At 48.7% G+C, this 15,002-nt stretch carries 14 protein-coding genes; 6 read left to right on the forward strand and 8 right to left on the reverse strand.

Annotated elements, in window-relative coordinates; genetic code table 11:
• Window positions 1–104 precede the first annotated feature (104 nt).
• From AC5JLP_RS28825 to AC5JLP_RS28850, 6 genes are all read right to left on the reverse strand, one after another.
• Window positions 105–860, reverse strand: coding sequence for an ATP-dependent Clp protease proteolytic subunit (locus AC5JLP_RS28825; protein ID WP_496071291.1), 756 nt, complete (start codon window positions 858–860; stop codon window positions 105–107).
• Between the two features lie 117 nt (window positions 861–977).
• Window positions 978–2,198, reverse strand: a complete 1,221-nt coding sequence (locus tag AC5JLP_RS28830; protein WP_496071292.1) for a hypothetical protein — start codon at window positions 2,196–2,198, stop codon at window positions 978–980.
• Between the two features lie 172 nt (window positions 2,199–2,370).
• A complete protein-coding gene (locus AC5JLP_RS28835; RefSeq protein ID WP_496071293.1) occupies window positions 2,371–3,390 on the reverse strand; it encodes a hypothetical protein in 1,020 nt (339 codons plus the stop codon).
• Window positions 3,391–3,479: 89 nt separating this feature from the next.
• Window positions 3,480–3,638: a hypothetical protein gene (locus AC5JLP_RS28840; protein ID WP_496071294.1), complete on the reverse strand. Its 159-nt coding sequence runs from the start codon at window positions 3,636–3,638 to the stop codon at window positions 3,480–3,482.
• Window positions 3,639–3,788: 150 nt separating this feature from the next.
• Complete coding sequence (locus AC5JLP_RS28845; protein WP_496071295.1) at window positions 3,789–3,956, reverse strand: hypothetical protein; 168 nt, start codon at window positions 3,954–3,956, stop codon at window positions 3,789–3,791.
• 5 nt (window positions 3,957–3,961) lie between these two features.
• Window positions 3,962–4,270, reverse strand: coding sequence for an NfeD family protein (locus AC5JLP_RS28850; RefSeq protein WP_496071296.1), 309 nt, complete (start codon window positions 4,268–4,270; stop codon window positions 3,962–3,964).
• A 250-nt stretch (window positions 4,271–4,520) separates the two neighbouring features.
• Here AC5JLP_RS28850 and AC5JLP_RS28855 point away from each other — a divergent pair, with 250 nt between their 5' ends.
• The gene (locus AC5JLP_RS28855; protein WP_496071297.1) at window positions 4,521–5,888 is read left to right on the forward strand and encodes a helix-turn-helix domain-containing protein; all 1,368 of its coding nucleotides are present in this window, start codon (window positions 4,521–4,523) and stop codon (window positions 5,886–5,888) included.
• A 431-nt stretch (window positions 5,889–6,319) separates the two neighbouring features.
• On the forward strand, window positions 6,320–7,600 hold the full coding sequence (locus tag AC5JLP_RS28860) for a Sll1247 family protein (RefSeq protein ID WP_496071298.1): 1,281 nt from the start codon (window positions 6,320–6,322) through the stop codon (window positions 7,598–7,600).
• Between the two features lie 77 nt (window positions 7,601–7,677).
• Here the strand turns inward: AC5JLP_RS28860 and AC5JLP_RS28865 are convergent, their stop codons facing one another.
• On the reverse strand, window positions 7,678–8,955 hold the full coding sequence (locus AC5JLP_RS28865; RefSeq protein WP_496071299.1) for an aminotransferase class I/II-fold pyridoxal phosphate-dependent enzyme: 1,278 nt from the start codon (window positions 8,953–8,955) through the stop codon (window positions 7,678–7,680).
• 202 nt (window positions 8,956–9,157) lie between these two features.
• Window positions 9,158–10,324 carry an aromatic ring-hydroxylating dioxygenase subunit alpha gene (locus AC5JLP_RS28870; RefSeq protein WP_496071300.1) on the reverse strand — a complete coding sequence of 389 codons (1,167 nt, stop codon included), beginning with the start codon at window positions 10,322–10,324 and terminating at the stop codon, window positions 9,158–9,160.
• Between the two features lie 323 nt (window positions 10,325–10,647).
• Here AC5JLP_RS28870 and AC5JLP_RS28875 point away from each other — a divergent pair, with 323 nt between their 5' ends.
• The 4 genes from AC5JLP_RS28875 (at window position 10,648) to AC5JLP_RS28890 (ending at window position 14,836) form a co-directional block, all read left to right on the forward strand.
• Window positions 10,648–11,151 (forward strand): sterol desaturase family protein, encoded by a 504-nt coding sequence (locus tag AC5JLP_RS28875; RefSeq protein WP_496071301.1) that lies wholly within the window; start codon window positions 10,648–10,650, stop codon window positions 11,149–11,151.
• Window positions 11,152–11,380: 229 nt separating this feature from the next.
• Window positions 11,381–11,704: an Mpo1-like protein gene (locus AC5JLP_RS28880; protein ID WP_496071302.1), complete on the forward strand. Its 324-nt coding sequence runs from the start codon at window positions 11,381–11,383 to the stop codon at window positions 11,702–11,704.
• Between the two features lie 296 nt (window positions 11,705–12,000).
• Window positions 12,001–13,407 carry an amidohydrolase family protein gene (locus AC5JLP_RS28885; RefSeq protein ID WP_496071303.1) on the forward strand — a complete coding sequence of 469 codons (1,407 nt, stop codon included), beginning with the start codon at window positions 12,001–12,003 and terminating at the stop codon, window positions 13,405–13,407.
• Between the two features lie 181 nt (window positions 13,408–13,588).
• A complete protein-coding gene (locus AC5JLP_RS28890; RefSeq protein ID WP_496071304.1) occupies window positions 13,589–14,836 on the forward strand; it encodes an ABC transporter permease in 1,248 nt (415 codons plus the stop codon).
• Window positions 14,837–15,002: the final 166 nt, after the last annotated feature.

Below are 15,002 nucleotides of genomic sequence, written 5' to 3' on the forward strand. Positions count from 1 at the left end.
AGCGATTAGCCCCCCTTGGAATTCAACCTACAGCTATCAGCACTGCTGAAAAACGTTTGTTTTAGTGGTGAATGTTTGGATAGCTCAATCAATGACTACTTTATTCAAGGTCGAGAAGCTGAAGGCAGTTGTTTCACAACCTGATCAACAATGCCATATGCTTTCGCTTCTTGAGCAGACATATAGAAGTTGCGATCGGTATCAGTTGCAATTCGCTTAAGTGACTGACCTGTATTTTGTGACAATAGCTGAGTAAGTTGTTTCTTCTGATACAAAAGTTCTTTAATCTCAATTTCAGCCTCAGTTGCCTGTCCTCCGGCTCCGCCTAGTGGTTGATGAATCATGATGCGTGAGTTAGGCAAAGCAAGCCGTTTTCCTTTTGTACCACCAGCTAAGAGTATGCTTGCCATAGAGCTTGCTTCACCAATGCTAACCGTTACAACATCAGATTTTAGCGATCGCATCGTGTCATAGATCGCCATTCCTGATGTAATCTCCCCGCCAGGAGAGTTGATATAGACATAAATATCCTTTCCAGGGGCTTTACGATCTAAATAAAGTAGCTGTGGTATGACGGCTTCTGCTAATTCAGCATCGATTTCTTTGCTAAGGACTATCACTCGTTCGTTCAGTAGCCACTCACTAATATTGCTATTAATATCTGGTTGCTCTGCTTTCTGAGTAGTAGAATTATCTTGAGCTACGACAGAGCACCGAGAATCCCTTTTATGCTTCTCACCAAGAGCCTGGGCGGAGTTTGCAGGATACAGGCTAGCGATCGCCATGCTTGCGGAAATTGAAACGAAAGGTAAGAAAAAATATCTCATCATCATTGCTTTAGTAGATAGGTCGAGCAGCAAACAACTATCAGACGTGGTGTGACTCAATCAAAACGCGATCGCGTTGCAGCCAAAAGTTCATCCTTTAAAGAATGTGGTTCTTTTAGGCTTAGATTTTTTTAAATTAGAAAAATTGACTCACTCAAGAACCTTTTCGTAAATACGGTAGGTTTTATAGATCGTGCCTCCGGAGGCTTCGATGAGTTTGCGTGAGGGAAAATTGTCTTCGTAAACCCAGGAAAGTTCTGCGCGTTTGTAGGGTTTCCCTTTTTGAATACCGCCTTTCATGCCCAAATAAATGAGTCCCAGCGGTACCATTTTGCGACGGAATTCTGGTAAGGAACAAATGGCAATGACGCGCCCCTGATCAATTTGACGACGATACCAGAGAAACTTAAGGATGCCGAACCAATTCAATTTTCCATTCACATGTTTAAGCGGAACATTGTAGTCTGGCAGACCCATCCAAAAGCCAATCATTTCACCGTTATATTCAGCGATCGGAAACACATCTGGATCAACCAAACTTTGCAGATCTTTTGCTTCCTCCAAAAACTCTTCCTGTGTGCGGGGGGTCGAACTCCAGTTATTTGAGAAGGCTTTTGTAAACAGGTTATAGAGGCTAATGCAATCCTGCTCAAACCCTTCGCCTTTGGTTCGCAATGGCCGAAAGGTAACTCCCGACTTCAACGCAATCCGGTAGCCTTTCTCAAATTCTGGTGACAGCGGTTTGTCGAGTGGAAAGTTGTACGCATAGGCATCTTTTGCTTTTTGCCAGCCGTCTTTCTCTACAAATTGCGGGTAGTAGGGCGGATTATAAGGCATCATCATCATCGGTGGCGAATCAAAGCCATCCACCAAAAACAGACAATTATTGTGGGTCGAAAGGTCGATCGGCCCTCGCACGATCGTCATGCCCTGTTCCCGCAACCACTGGCATGCAGCATCCAACAACGCCTTCGCCACGGCAAAATCAGGCACGCATTCAAAGTAGCCGAACAGTCCCACCTTTTGCCCTTCACGATCGATCAAGCGATCGTTCACCGCTGCCACAATCCGACCAAGCAGAGAAGGTGTTTTGAGTTTTGATCGCCCTCCTGGCTCCTGACTCCTGACTCCTGGCTCTTCCCCCCTCACTGCCAAAAACTGCTGTAATCGCCCATATTGCAAAAACGGATTCGTTGTTGCCAACTGCTTGGCAACACTGCTGCGAAGCGGCGGTACCCAGTTGGAATCGTTAGCATAAACGATCGACGGCACATCTAAGAACCACTCTTGCTCTACGGCTGATTTCACCGGAATGACGCGGATGGCGATCGAGCTTTGAGGTGTTGCCGTTAAGCTTGGATTGCTAGACATAGAGGATTCCATAGACACTTACCTCTGCTTTCTTAGCTTGTTATCAATACAGTTGACATCACTCCATGTGGTGTGCGCTAAAGCAGTCTAACACCGTACTTCACGTTGAGAAGAAAGGCGATATAGTGCTTACTCCACTGTTAAACAGCACTATATCAGCCTTCCTCGCGGTTTAACGCTTTGATTTACGACCTGGAGAATTTAATCCAGGGAGCCAACGGGTCGATGGTAGAAGGTCTACAAACTCCTTCAGCTCCTCTAAGTTAGGGCATCGACTGATGTTGCCTTGGGTCAACGCTCGGCAGCGCGCATCCCATTTTTGAGCGACCTCGTTGTCGGTGAGCTTTTGCTTGACTTGTTCAATGATGATGTTCCTCTTTTCTCTCCAAGGAGCGATTGGTAGAAGTTGATTTACTTCATAAACGGCATTTTCTAATTCACCTTTCTCAAGAAATTCTCGTGCTTTGTACTCGTGTTGATAGGGCTCTATTTTTTGAACCATATCCTCTCTTTGCTGTTGCCAGAATGAATTCTGATTTGTTGCATTCACGTTGATTTGATTGACTTCTTGCAAAGCGGTTTGCCAATTATCTTGGTCTAACGCTAGTTGAGCCAGGTGCCAGTGCTGCTGATTACTTTGCTGTATGGCTTTCTGCTCCGCTTCTTGCTGCAACGCTTGTGCTGACCATTGGTCGATCGCTTGCCGCGTTTCTGGATAGAGCAAACTATCGAAAGGGACTTTGTTTGCCTCTGCGATCGCGTCTTCAAAACGACTGATTGCAGCCAGCCGTCTAGCTCGATTAAGCAGCATTTTTGCTGAGTCTTCATGGCTGTCTTGCGTTTGCAAAGGTGCTTCACGCTTTGGCGATGTCTGATTACCTTGATGCCATCCTGATGGCGTTGGCTCAACGATAGACGGCTGCGATCGTGGTTGAACGTTTGCTTTGGCAAGGATGCTATAAACAACACCTGAAATAACTGTTAATCCCATGACGCTTACAACGGCAATTAACACAGTTTGAGCCATACGGTTTGGGTGCGATGGCTCATTTGATGGATGTGTCTCAGGAGCGGCAATCCATGTTTCTTGAGACGATAATTCAGAGTTTGATAGGTGATCGTTCTGAGCTTCGCTCGTGTGTGATTGATTCGTTTGAGCTTCGCTCGTTTCAGAAACTTCGGTAGAAAACACTGATGATTGGGAACAATTTGTCGGTCTCATAAGTTCGGTTTAGCAATAGCGGTTAGTAGCGTACACAACAGACCTAACGACTGAACTGCTTAAAATGGATTGACTTTAAGCACCGCGTTTAACTGATTAAATATGACTGTGAAATAGAGCAATTCTGTTAGAGGCGTAAGCCTCATCTTGCCATCAGCGATCGACATCATCAAACGCTGATAGCGATCGCTGACGGCTTCAAGTTGAGTTCTGCCCACCACTTTTAGAGCTGCGATGTAGCGCTTCTCAAGCCAGTGAGATATGGCAAATGAGGCAGCATCCAGAAGTCAGCATCAGGAGCCAAGAGTAGCTCAACCAAAGACTTCTGTCTCCTGATTTCTAACTTCTGACTCCTGACTTCTACCCACTTATGGCTTTTCTTTCTCTTCCTCTCGCTTCTTTTTGTTCTCGGCAAGGTACTTTGTGACAGCCTCGCCAATCTCTTCTTCAAGTGTTTTAGGTCGTTTGATTTGAGAAAGGAAATCCACAATGGTCACGAACACTAAGCCCGTAAAGATCGCGATCGCAAATGCCATAGTCGTTAATGTCCTTGTCTAGAATCGATAAAAGCAGGCTCAACGTACAGCGTGATATTTTGACGACTAATCACATAAACAACTTTGCCTGGAAGTAGCGTTAAGCCTTGCATGGATTTAGCCGTCCACCAAGAGCCTTGGCATTTCACTTGCCCTCTTCTGCCCGGCGCAATGGTTTGAGTAACGATCGCTTCCACAATAGGGTTTGTATAGCAATTAGAAGCGTTGGTTGTTTGCGGTTGATGATTGAATTGATGATTAGTCGAAGCGGCGGTGCCAGTTAACGCTTTCACAAAGGGAACCAGACTAAACATGGTTGCTCTCCTTACTTGGGTAGTGACGAAACTTGGGTAGTGACGAAGCAACGGATAATAGTGTCTTTTGCTACTAGCATCCGCGCTGATTTCTGATGTCTCTACTGTGGCAAGAAAATCAAACGTTTGTAATGCAGACAATTCAAGACTATTTCGCCAGCCAAGAAAAAGCTGAAGATCTACGAAGTTCAGGAAAGTTCAGGAAAGTTCAGCCTTACACTAGAGGACGAGCATCTACCTGGGTTTGCAAATGAACGCTGATGAGGCACTCAAGTTTGTTGAGGAGCTACTTTCTGAGAAGGGGAAGCGCCTGAATGATCTCCAACGTATCCTGTTCAAAGGGGCGTGGAATGGTAGGACAACGAAGGAGATTTACAGGGAATGCGCGAACCGCTGTGGTTTTGACCATTTCAATCAAAACGTTGGGCCAGAACTGTGGAAGCTGCTGTCTGACGTTGTAGGCGTTAAGGTCAGCAAACGCGGCTTACAAGGACCAGTTGAAGGAGCCTGGGAAACGCGATCGCAGCACAAATGGTCTGATTCTCCCAACGACGAAGAGTCACTACCATTTGATGGGTACTTGAAAGATGCGTTAGAAGCAGGCTTACTGTGGGACGAGCCAAAACCGTTACGAGAAAGTTTGGATAAAATGCCTGAAGTGCCATTAGTCTTTGGGCGCGACAAAGATCTTGAGCAACTGCAAGAGCGTATTTTTCTCAATAATTACCGTCTCATCAATGTGTTTGGCATCCCCGGCACTGGCAAAACCATACTGGCAGCCAAATTGGCGCATGAGGTTAAAAAACATTTTGATTACTTTATCTGGCGATCGCTAGAGCGTCCACCCGCCCTGCAAACCCTCATTGCCGATCTCGTCCAGTTTTTTTCCAATGGCACAGAAACTAGCACCGATTTATCACGACTGCTGCACTACCTGCGAAACCAGTCGTGCCTGGTGGTTTTAGATGGCTTGGAATCTGTGCTGCGGGGTGGCGTTCACAATGGAGCATACCAGGAAGGCTATGAAGACTACAGCGAGTTTCTCAAGGAAATTGGTCAGACTGCTTATCAGAGCCGCATCGTGATTACCAGTTGGGAAAAGCCAAAAGAAATTGCCCGCATGGAAGGTGAGAACCAGGGCGTTTTTGCCTTAAAGCTTGAGGGGCTAGGGGAGTTAGCCGCCCGTGAGTTTTTGACAGCCAAAGGTGCTTTTTCCTGTGCCGAAGGTGACTGGCGCTCAATTGCCCGTCGCTACGCGGGTAATCCATTCGCCCTAAATGAAATTGCCACGAACGTGCGTGAGGTCTTTGGGGGCGATGTCACCAACTTTTTAGAGCAGCTACAGCACGGTACTGCTTTGTTTGAAGACATTCGATCGCTGCTCGATCGTCAGTTCAACCGCCTATCAGATTTAGAGCGCGCCATTGTGGAATGCCTGGTGACGGGACATGAACCACTGACCATTCCCGAAATTCTGCAATCGCTACCCTGTCCTGTTTCGTCCGTAGAAGTACAGGAGGTTTTGCAGTCCTTACTGCGGCGATCGCTCATTGAAGGCAGTGCTCGTTACTCGCTCCAAACACTCATGACCGAATACATTACCTATCGGAGTCGTTAGAGAGGGCATTGAAGATTAGTGGAGGCGGTTTTCATCAAGAAGCCAGAAGCTAGAAGCCAGCATGAATACCTCTTCTGCCCCCTGAATTCTGGCTCCTGAATTTTGCTCAATCCACAATGCCTCTTACCCAACGGGGCAACGTGATCTCCAACCGCAGCAGGATGCTGCAAAGATTAGTATTACTCAAAACCAGTGGTCAGTTGACCAAGTGTCCTGATTCTCCTTACTGGTAGAATAGAGCAACCGTACAATCACAGACATCCCCAGCAAGCATTAAGTTCCTAAGCTTTACAACTGAGCAAGTCGTTATTACTAACGCTCAAGCATTTAGTCAGGGCTATCCCTTTTTGGACACGGTTTGCTGGTTGAGACTGCATTCATATTCCATCTCAAATTCTACGCACGGGTGCTCCCTAAGGAAGGCTTCTCTAATGTCAGGCTACTCCTACCAAAATTTTCAGTGTGACAAAGAACTTCTCTATACACACTTACTTAACCTTAGAAAAATAGAACATCCTGAGCAATTGCTCGATCGTCTTCATCGCTTATTTATTGAAGGTAAAGACTATTCCGATCCCGATGTTTTAGTAGCTCTAAATCGCATTGTGCTTTCAAAATGGGCAGACCAAGAATTTAGTTTAATTCTTAACCGCTGCTGCTACATTTTGATGAACTATTGGTGGTCTTATTTAGGGCATGCAGATACTGCGTTTGAGTTAGTTGAACTATTCCGCACATCCCCTTCAACGCCTGCTAGCTTTGTCGCCACTCAGCGTCTTCGTGAACTGGTCAAACTCTTTCATCACAGTGAGCAATACGCAGAATTAAAACATCGAGTGGATGCAGCAGAGACAGTATTGCCGCCTGAAACTGATCAAAATCAGCCCATTAAAAGCTTGGTGCCTCGCTATCCCTACCTATATCCGCATTGTTTGATGAATTGGGATAGCAGTGATTTGGGCCATCAAGTCATGAGCCAACTTCAAGCCAAGAAAGAGCAACAATTTGAACAAGATTTACATCGGTACACAACTCATTTGTTGCGTCGTCCGCACTCAGTCGAATCGAGATCTGCCCTTGAACTTCACAATCCTACATTGCTGACAAATCAACAGCTAGAGCTATCTATCCGCAAATTTGCTGGTAAGGCAGAAGGTTCAAAAACCTATCGAGAACTGGCTCAACAGTTTGTTAGCTCTAGTCGTCAAGCGCCTTCGTATCGATCAGTTAAGCAGCAGATGTACGGATACCTGACGGCTTCGATCGATCACTCAAGTTGTCCAAGCTATGGAAAACATCATTTTAACCGCTGGCTGGAGCATCAATTAGAAACCACATTGCCGCAGAATGATACGCTTCGCCCCAACAGTTTTTTGATGGTGCAAACCTGCGGGCAGTTGATCGATCGCCTCATTGCAAACCCCAAACACCAACCTAACCATCACGGCGTCTTTGTTGACTTGACGACAAACCTGGGTGCAACGTTCACGATCGGACTTTTGCTCAAGCTCATGCTGCTTTGTCGCGAAGCAAAATCAAACCTGCTGGCTGTAAAGTCCTATTTAGCGAAGCGTTTTGCGATCGTGCTTAAGCACTATGAGACACAGGTGAGGGGCGAAACAGCATGGCTTATAGAATGCCTTGAAAACTTGATGATTGCTTTTGGCATTCACTTTGGTCAGGCAGATTATTCCTGGATCAACCTCGCATAGTTGTTAGTTATTAGTTGTTAGTTTTTAGATATTAGACAGCTTAATGCGTTCTAAAAACTAACAACCAAAAACTATACTCAAGCGCTAATCGTTGGCTTGTAGAGTAGGTCGCGCACTTTGACCATAGTGGTTACTAGGCGATCGATTTCCTCTTTGGTGTGCAGCGCGTTTACGGTTACACGAATCCGGGGCTTGGCGATAAACCAAATGGGTGAAACCCAAATGCCGTACTCCATCATCTCTCTGGCGTAGAGCTTGGGGTTAATTTCGGGCGGCAAAATGACCGGGACGACGTTCGTTTCGCCAAGAACCAGAAAATCATTGGCTTCAAGGCGCGATCGCAAATAGCGATTGTTTTCCTGGAGTTTCTTGACGCGCTCTGGCTCTCGCTGCACGAGGCGAATACTTTCCAACGCGGCTGCCGTTGTAGGTGGCGGTAAGGAAATGGTGCCGATCGAGGTAGGCGAAACATCCAGCAAGGGCTTCAGTTCGGCCACATGGCTGCTGATGGCGGCTCCTGCTGACGCGGCAAACTTAGAAAAGGTCGTCATGATAAGGGGCACCACGCCTCGTTCCAGGGTTTGCTGAGGCTTCATCCCAAAGTGTTCGTAAATGCCACGTCCGGTCGGGCCGATCGCACCGCTAGCATGCGCTTCATCCATTACCAGAACACTACCCTCATAGTGGCTCATGGCATCCAGCATGTCTGGTAGGGGAGCAATATCGCCATCCATTGAGAACACAGCATCCGAGATGACCATGATGCGATCGTCTGGACGAGCATAGCGCTGTAGCCGCCGAGCCAAATCCTCTGTATCGCAGTGGCGGTAAGCACGCACCCGCACGCGTGGATTATGACCAAAAAGCTTACCAGAACGAGTGCCGGAATGTGCTAATGCTGAAACAATGCAGCCGTGGTTGAGTACATCGGTCAAAATCAGCGTTTCGCGGGTGTGCTGAAAGTTGGGCACCGGAATTGCGAGATGGCAAAAGGCATCAACGAGTGCCTGCATAGCCATCCACGCATTTAAGAAAAGTTGGGTATGAGGTAACTCTTTAAAGGCCGAAATTTCTTGCTCTAGCTGCCGATGCAGATCGATGCGACCACTTAACGCAGAAACAGAGCTGTTGGACGTGCCGTAGCGCAAAATAGCATCGATCGCAGCTTGCTTGACAGCGTCTTCCTGCGTGAGACCCAGCACATCATTTGTGCAGAAGGTGAGCACCGTCCGCCGTTTGCCAGTCGCCTCTTCCTCAATGTCAACGATATTGCCCTGCTTTTGATGGCAGACATAAATGTCGGGATCTAGCCCACTCTCGTACCAGCGCTGGATATACTCCTTGACAACTTGCACAGTAAACTCCTCTCACCTTTTGTAGACAGCCGAATTGCCTCTCGCTCAACAGTATATTTGCCTAGCTAGTGATTGGCTATCCAGCCCGACAGAATTTTGACTGCTGTCGGCTCAGAATGGATCAACGAAATGTTTAGAACGGTCTTATGCCAACTTATCCGGTTACGGACACGATAATGGTCATCTTTATGCTTGTAAATGGTTAGGTCGAATCTGTCCGATCGGAGACCCAACCGCCAGGTTCAGAGCTTTGTGACTGCATTGCTACGGAGCGATAGACGGGTGGACTCAGTGCTTTGTGCCCGCTCATGCTTGTTTGACTGGCACTTTGCCTAAACCGTTCATACTGCCTCACAATCAAACGCTGTACGGCGATGATTGCGGGATTAATCTCAACATACCGTCGCTTCGGGTTCGCCAGATATTGGTGCTGCTCACTTTCCATCATTTCAATGTCCTGAGCCAAAAATCGCATCAGCACAAAACGCTCTAGCACCTGTCGAAGTAATGGTTCAAGTGGCTTCAGCAGCCATTGGGGCAAGCGAATTTTGAAGAAGAAGAGCGCAAACGATCGACTTTCAACCGGGCTGACGGGGAGCCGCATGAGATAGAGCGCCGATACTCCTTGCAAACTGCTTTGATAGTGGGGGTAGCGATACTCCACGGTGATTGGCAAGGTCGTTACCTGATCAGCCCGTTCACTCAGCCCTAAAAACTTCGCCATGTGCCCCTTGTAAGATACCTGATATTCGGCACACACAGCATCCTCCGTTTCGCGCAGTCTCAGCAAACGTGGATCAAACCAGCCCTGTAAGTTTTCGTGTAGGAACCCGTGAAAGACATCCATTGAGTTCTCGTTGCAGATGGAGAAGTGCGCGTTGAAATGCCCAGTGACTAGAACTTTGAGCCAACCGGGTTCTGTGTACTCTGGCATGACAGGTGGCTGTCGATCTTGCGCGATCGTCTCATCCCCCGGAAACACCCAGATCAACCCATACTGTTCCTGCACCGGATAGCTTCGCGCCTGAGCGCAAGGGAGCTTTTGACCCTCTGGCAGGTACGGCACACTCACACACTGGCCTTCAGCATTAAACTCCCAGCCGTGATAGCGACAGGCTAGATGCTGACCCATCACCTTTCCTCGGTGCAGTTCGACGCCCTTGTGCGGGCAAGCATCTTCAAGGGCATGGAGCGCACCTTCAGCATCACGATACACGGCGATCGCTTGCTGCCAGACGATGGCCTGCATCACCTGTCCAGCTTGTAAGTGCTTTGCCCAGCCGATCGCGTACCAGTAGTTGGGGTTAATGCCAACCTCCCGCACTTCTGCACGCACCGTATGGCTTTTCAGGGTCGTAGCCAGATCCATCGCCTCTCCTTGCGCTAAGTCACCGCACCACTTTGCTCTGCACTCACAAGCCGTGCGTGCCTAAAAGACAAAGCCTCTATAAAGGCAGGTTCGCTGAAACCATATCGTCAACATAGGAATTCTCGCCAATATATTACGGTTACGTACCAAAGCGTGCGACAGCTTATTAGAAAGCTGTCAATGCCAAGCTTGGAGTGCATAATAGCACTTAATCTTTGTTAACAGAAGGCTGCCAGTGCGTGAGACAGCCAGAAGCTTGGCTAACTAGCAAAATCTTAGAATATCCGGTACGCTTCAAGCTGAGGTAGGAGTGAGAAAGTAATATGCCTGACCTAACAAAACTCGCTGTAGGACTGGTTTGTTTTGTGATTGCCTTTGTGCTAGCTAGTTTGGTGGAGTACTGGGTACACCGTTTGATGCACGCATCGCAGCGGTTGGGTGAACGGCACCGCGACCATCATCGTCGGAACGAAGGGCAGGGCGTTGTGTGGGAATTCTTGGATTACGTCAAGGGCACATTTGTGGTGATGTCCCTGTTGTTCTTCTTTTCGCTAGAAGCGGGGCTGGGTTGGTGCTTAGGAGGACTTGCCTTCGCCGCTTTTTCGTCCTACGCACACCAGCTACAGCATGAAAATCCAACCAGATGCTTTTGGATGAAGATGCCAGTGCACTACGTTCACCACAAATACGGCATGTGGCACCACAACTTTGGGCTAGCGGTGGATTGGTGGGATCACGCGTTTGGCACTTACAAGCTGGTCAATTGGCTTACAGATGAAGAGTTGAGCCAGCCACCACGCGGCTATGCTGAGTTACGCTGGTGGTAAAGCAGCAGGCGTAAGCTAAGCCGGGTGTGGTTAAGCTTAGAAACCACCTCGATCGTCAAGGTTAACAAGCTGTTATCTTGCGTCGAGCCGTAGCCTGACTCACTGTATACAGGCCAGCCTCTGGGCAAGACTGGGTCAATTCCAAAGACTTTCCATTGCTCACAGATGCCCAGGATTTGTCTATGGTATCGTTCCATAACCCGACTATAACTACCCTGGAGGACGCGCTTTGAGTTATTTCCAAGACGCGAAGGCGCACTTTATCGCCAGCCATCAAAATCCCATTAACCAGGCATTGCACCATCTCACAAATCTTCTGGCGATCGCAGCCGTCGTGTTTCTGTTTTTTGACTGGCGGCTAACCCTCGTTTGCCTGGTGCTGACCCAAGTCTTTGCGCTGGGTGGGCATGCGGTATTTGAAAAAAACGAACCTGCGTTTGTCAAGTATCCGGGCATTACCATCCTGGCAGCAATGTCGTGGTCGTTTGAGCATTGGTTTGGTTTGCGTCAAGTGCTGGCCTATTTCAACCGTGCAGCCGACGCAGGTCATTAGGTTTCTGTGAGTTGAGTTTAACGGTGTCTAAAGCGCCTGTTTAGCTAGTTATTGGCTGCTGACTCGCTGCTCTTTGCCTAATGGTTTTTGCGCCAACGTTGATGTAGAGAAGATGCTTTGCATCTCATCGCTCTTTTTTGATAGAGCAACGACACTGACCCGTTTAACTCAACTGTTTAGGTTCCACTGTTATTTAGCCGCGATCGCAGGCTAAATGCTTTGGTGCAGGTGATGCACTCCTAAAATGCATCACCCCTCTCATTGTTTTTTACCCTCAAACCGAAAGGAGAAAATGCATGTACGAAGGTCTACTGGTTGTAGATGCCGATGCTCATAAGCTGGAGAATCCTCTCGTTTTACGAGACTATATTGAACCAGAATACCGCGATCGCATCGGCCTGGTTGTAGACAGCCTGGGCGACCAACGCGCAAAAGTGATTGATGCGGATCCAGCGACAGGAAAAGCCGACTACCTCCGCATGTTTCCGCAGCCGCAGGGGCTGGGCAAAGGTGGCTTCCGTAACCTGCATCCTGACACTACTTTGGGCGCTATGTTTAACAAAGTGCGCATTCAGCATATGGATCAGGAGGGGGTCGATGTACAGGTCATTTACGGTACCTTAAACCTGATTTTCTCCAGCCTGCTGGATAAAGATCTGGCGATCGCGCTCTGCCGTGCGTACAACAGCTATATTGCTGACGACTGTCGGGGGTATGATAACCGCCTCAAGGCGATCGGCGTGGTTCCCCTCCAGGATGTGTCGGCCGCTGTGGCTGAGATGCATCGCTGCGTCAACGAACTGGGACTGATCGGCGTGGCTGTTGCACCCAACATGCCTGTTCCTCACCCCAAAGCGCCCGATGCCTTCCCCGAAATCCGTACCTGCAAAGCTATCAGCCATCCCGATTTCCGCCCCATTCTGCAAGCCGCTGTTGATCTAGACATTGCCCTGGGCATTCACGGTGGGCCTGGCTCTTACATGATGGGCGGCATTTCTGACCATATGGAAACGTTTGTGCTGAATCACATTTTTGTGCAGCGCAACCAGCAGCAACATGCCATGACCCGCATGGTGTTCGACGGTGCGTTTGAAGCATTTTCCACCCTGCGCGTTGGCTTTCTCGAAGGCGGTTGCGGTTGGGTGCCCGATCTGGCACATGCCATGCACGAACATTGGGAGAAGCGGATTCGTGATTTTGATCCCAAGCATCCCTACCGCCCATCGCTGATGGATTTCACTAAGCTGATGATCCAGGAGCGCGGTACGCACAACAACACCAACATCATCAGTCAGGCGAAAAACCTGTTTGACCTGATGTGGACGAAGGAAAACGATCCCACCAAGATCGAAGACTCCAGCCTTTACGAGCACTACGATCTGCGCCATCGTGATCCCCTGGACTACTTCAAGCGTGGACAGATCTTTACATCCTTTGAGTCGGATGATCCCGGCCCGTCTTACTTGCCGATCGGCCTGGGTGAAGCGGGTAAGCACCTGACCTGCTTCTCCGGTGACTATGGTCACTGGGATGGCGTGCTCAAAGACTGCGTGAAAGATGCGGCCACGAGTTCAGACTACGATCGCGACTACCTTGAGTTGCTACTGGGCGGCAATGCCTTGGCACTCTACGGCGATCGTCTCCGTCAATCACTTCCAGACCAGCTAAAAGCCCAACCTAGCTTGAGTCGCTCGACCCGTTAGGCGCTAAAGGCTAGCTGAGGTTTAAGGATGGAGTTTTGAGTGTTTAGCCTGAGGCTGTCCATAGCAGCTTAAAACTGAATGCTCAAAACTCTTACTGCGCTCAAACACATGAGAAGAAATTCTAAAAAACTCTTAAACTTAATAGCAACGATTCAAAAGCTGCCTTTAAATCACATTTATCATGGCATCCATTGCCCGCAAGAACTTATTTGAAGATATTCCCCGTTTTTTAGTAGCTCAGGCAGGCATTATGTTTGCAGTCAGTCTGGTTACCATCCAGATTGGCATTCTCAATGGCTTCACGCGATCGACGGGGCTGCTCATTGACCACTCAAGTGCCGATCTCTGGCTTGCCTCTCAAGACATGGTGCATCTGGAGGTTACCTCGCCCTTGCCGTTGGAGCAATTGGTCAAGGCGCGGGAAGTAGAGGGCGTGCAGCGTGCGGAAGCGTTGATGATTCGTGCAGCACTCTGGCGTTCTGCTGATCGTCGCATTGCGCCAGTGCGGTTATACGGGTTTGACCCCAACGGCCAATTGTTCGCAAATTGGAAACTGGCTCAAGGCGAACTGAATGCTTTGAACACTCCATATACGATGATGATCGATAAGGCTCAACTGTCTGCGATCAATCTCAAGCAGGTGGGAGACGCTGGCACGATCGGCTCGTTGCCCGCAAAACTGGTTGGGTTAGTGGAAGATACCCAATCGATGGCATCAAGTGCGGCTATCTTTGCCTCGCTTGAAACGGCAAATGCGTTCTCTACCTCTGGTCTTAGCTCAACGGCAACCATTCGCATTCAAAATGGGGAGGTAGAGGTACTGAATAACGCTGAGGCGGCTCCAGCACGTTCGGCCACCAGCCTGCCACCAGCCCCCAAAAAGCTCTCTCTCTCAGACTCCATCAACTTCATTCTGGTACAGGCCAAACCTGGTCAGGATATGCAAACCCTCCGTAAACGGTTAGAATCCGTGCTTCCTGGCACTCGTGCTCTCTCAAAAGCTGAGATGGCGCAGCAGACCCGTGACTACTGGGAAAAGCGGACAGGCGTTGGGTTTATTTTAGGACTGGGCGCAGCCGTTGGCTTTGTCGTTGGCATGGTGGTTGTCAGCCAAATTCTCTACTCATCTGTGTCAGACCACATTAAAGAGTACGGCACGCTCAAGGCAATGGGAGCCTCAGACTGGATTATTTACCGCGTGATTACAGAGCAAGCTTTATGGATGGCCGTCTTGGGCTACTTACCCAGCATGGCGCTCTGCGTGGGTTTGGGCACATGGACAATGGCAGCAAAGGGAATCATGATTTTGATTAGCCCAGTTACGGCGACCAGTGTGTTTTGTATTACAGTCGTGATGTGTGTTGGGTCGGCCATGTTCGCGATCCAAAAAGTGACCAGAGTTGACCCGGCGATCGTCTTCAAGGCGTAGGTTGGTTTCAACCGTTGGTTAGCTCCAGTCGTCAATTTCACCCGAAAGGCTACCTAAAAGTACGATGCGGACAAAGCCCTGGCTCGTTACACTATGTCAATGTCCTTCATTGCGCTGGTGCTGACGCTTTTAACCCTTTAATCGCTGCATGAACAATTCTATGTCA

It is taken from the genome of Stenomitos rutilans (assembly GCF_059505485.1).

Excerpts from the sequence above, each read along its gene's own strand:
- AC5JLP_RS28860 (WP_496071298.1), top strand. The coding sequence starts at position 6,320 with ATGTCAGGCTACTCCTACCAAAATTTTCAGTGTGACAAAGAACTTCTC.
- AC5JLP_RS28885 (WP_496071303.1), top strand. The coding sequence starts at position 12,001 with ATGTACGAAGGTCTACTGGTTGTAGATGCCGATGCTCATAAGCTGGAG.
- AC5JLP_RS28855 (WP_496071297.1), top strand. The coding sequence starts at position 4,521 with ATGAACGCTGATGAGGCACTCAAGTTTGTTGAGGAGCTACTTTCTGAG.
- AC5JLP_RS28845 (WP_496071295.1), bottom strand. The coding sequence starts at position 3,956 with ATGGCATTTGCGATCGCGATCTTTACGGGCTTAGTGTTCGTGACCATT.
- AC5JLP_RS28830 (WP_496071292.1), bottom strand. The coding sequence starts at position 2,198 with ATGTCTAGCAATCCAAGCTTAACGGCAACACCTCAAAGCTCGATCGCC.
- AC5JLP_RS28875 (WP_496071301.1), top strand. The coding sequence starts at position 10,648 with ATGCCTGACCTAACAAAACTCGCTGTAGGACTGGTTTGTTTTGTGATT.
- AC5JLP_RS28850 (WP_496071296.1), bottom strand. The coding sequence starts at position 4,270 with ATGTTTAGTCTGGTTCCCTTTGTGAAAGCGTTAACTGGCACCGCCGCT.
- AC5JLP_RS28870 (WP_496071300.1), bottom strand. The coding sequence starts at position 10,324 with ATGGATCTGGCTACGACCCTGAAAAGCCATACGGTGCGTGCAGAAGTG.
- AC5JLP_RS28890 (WP_496071304.1), top strand. The coding sequence starts at position 13,589 with ATGGCATCCATTGCCCGCAAGAACTTATTTGAAGATATTCCCCGTTTT.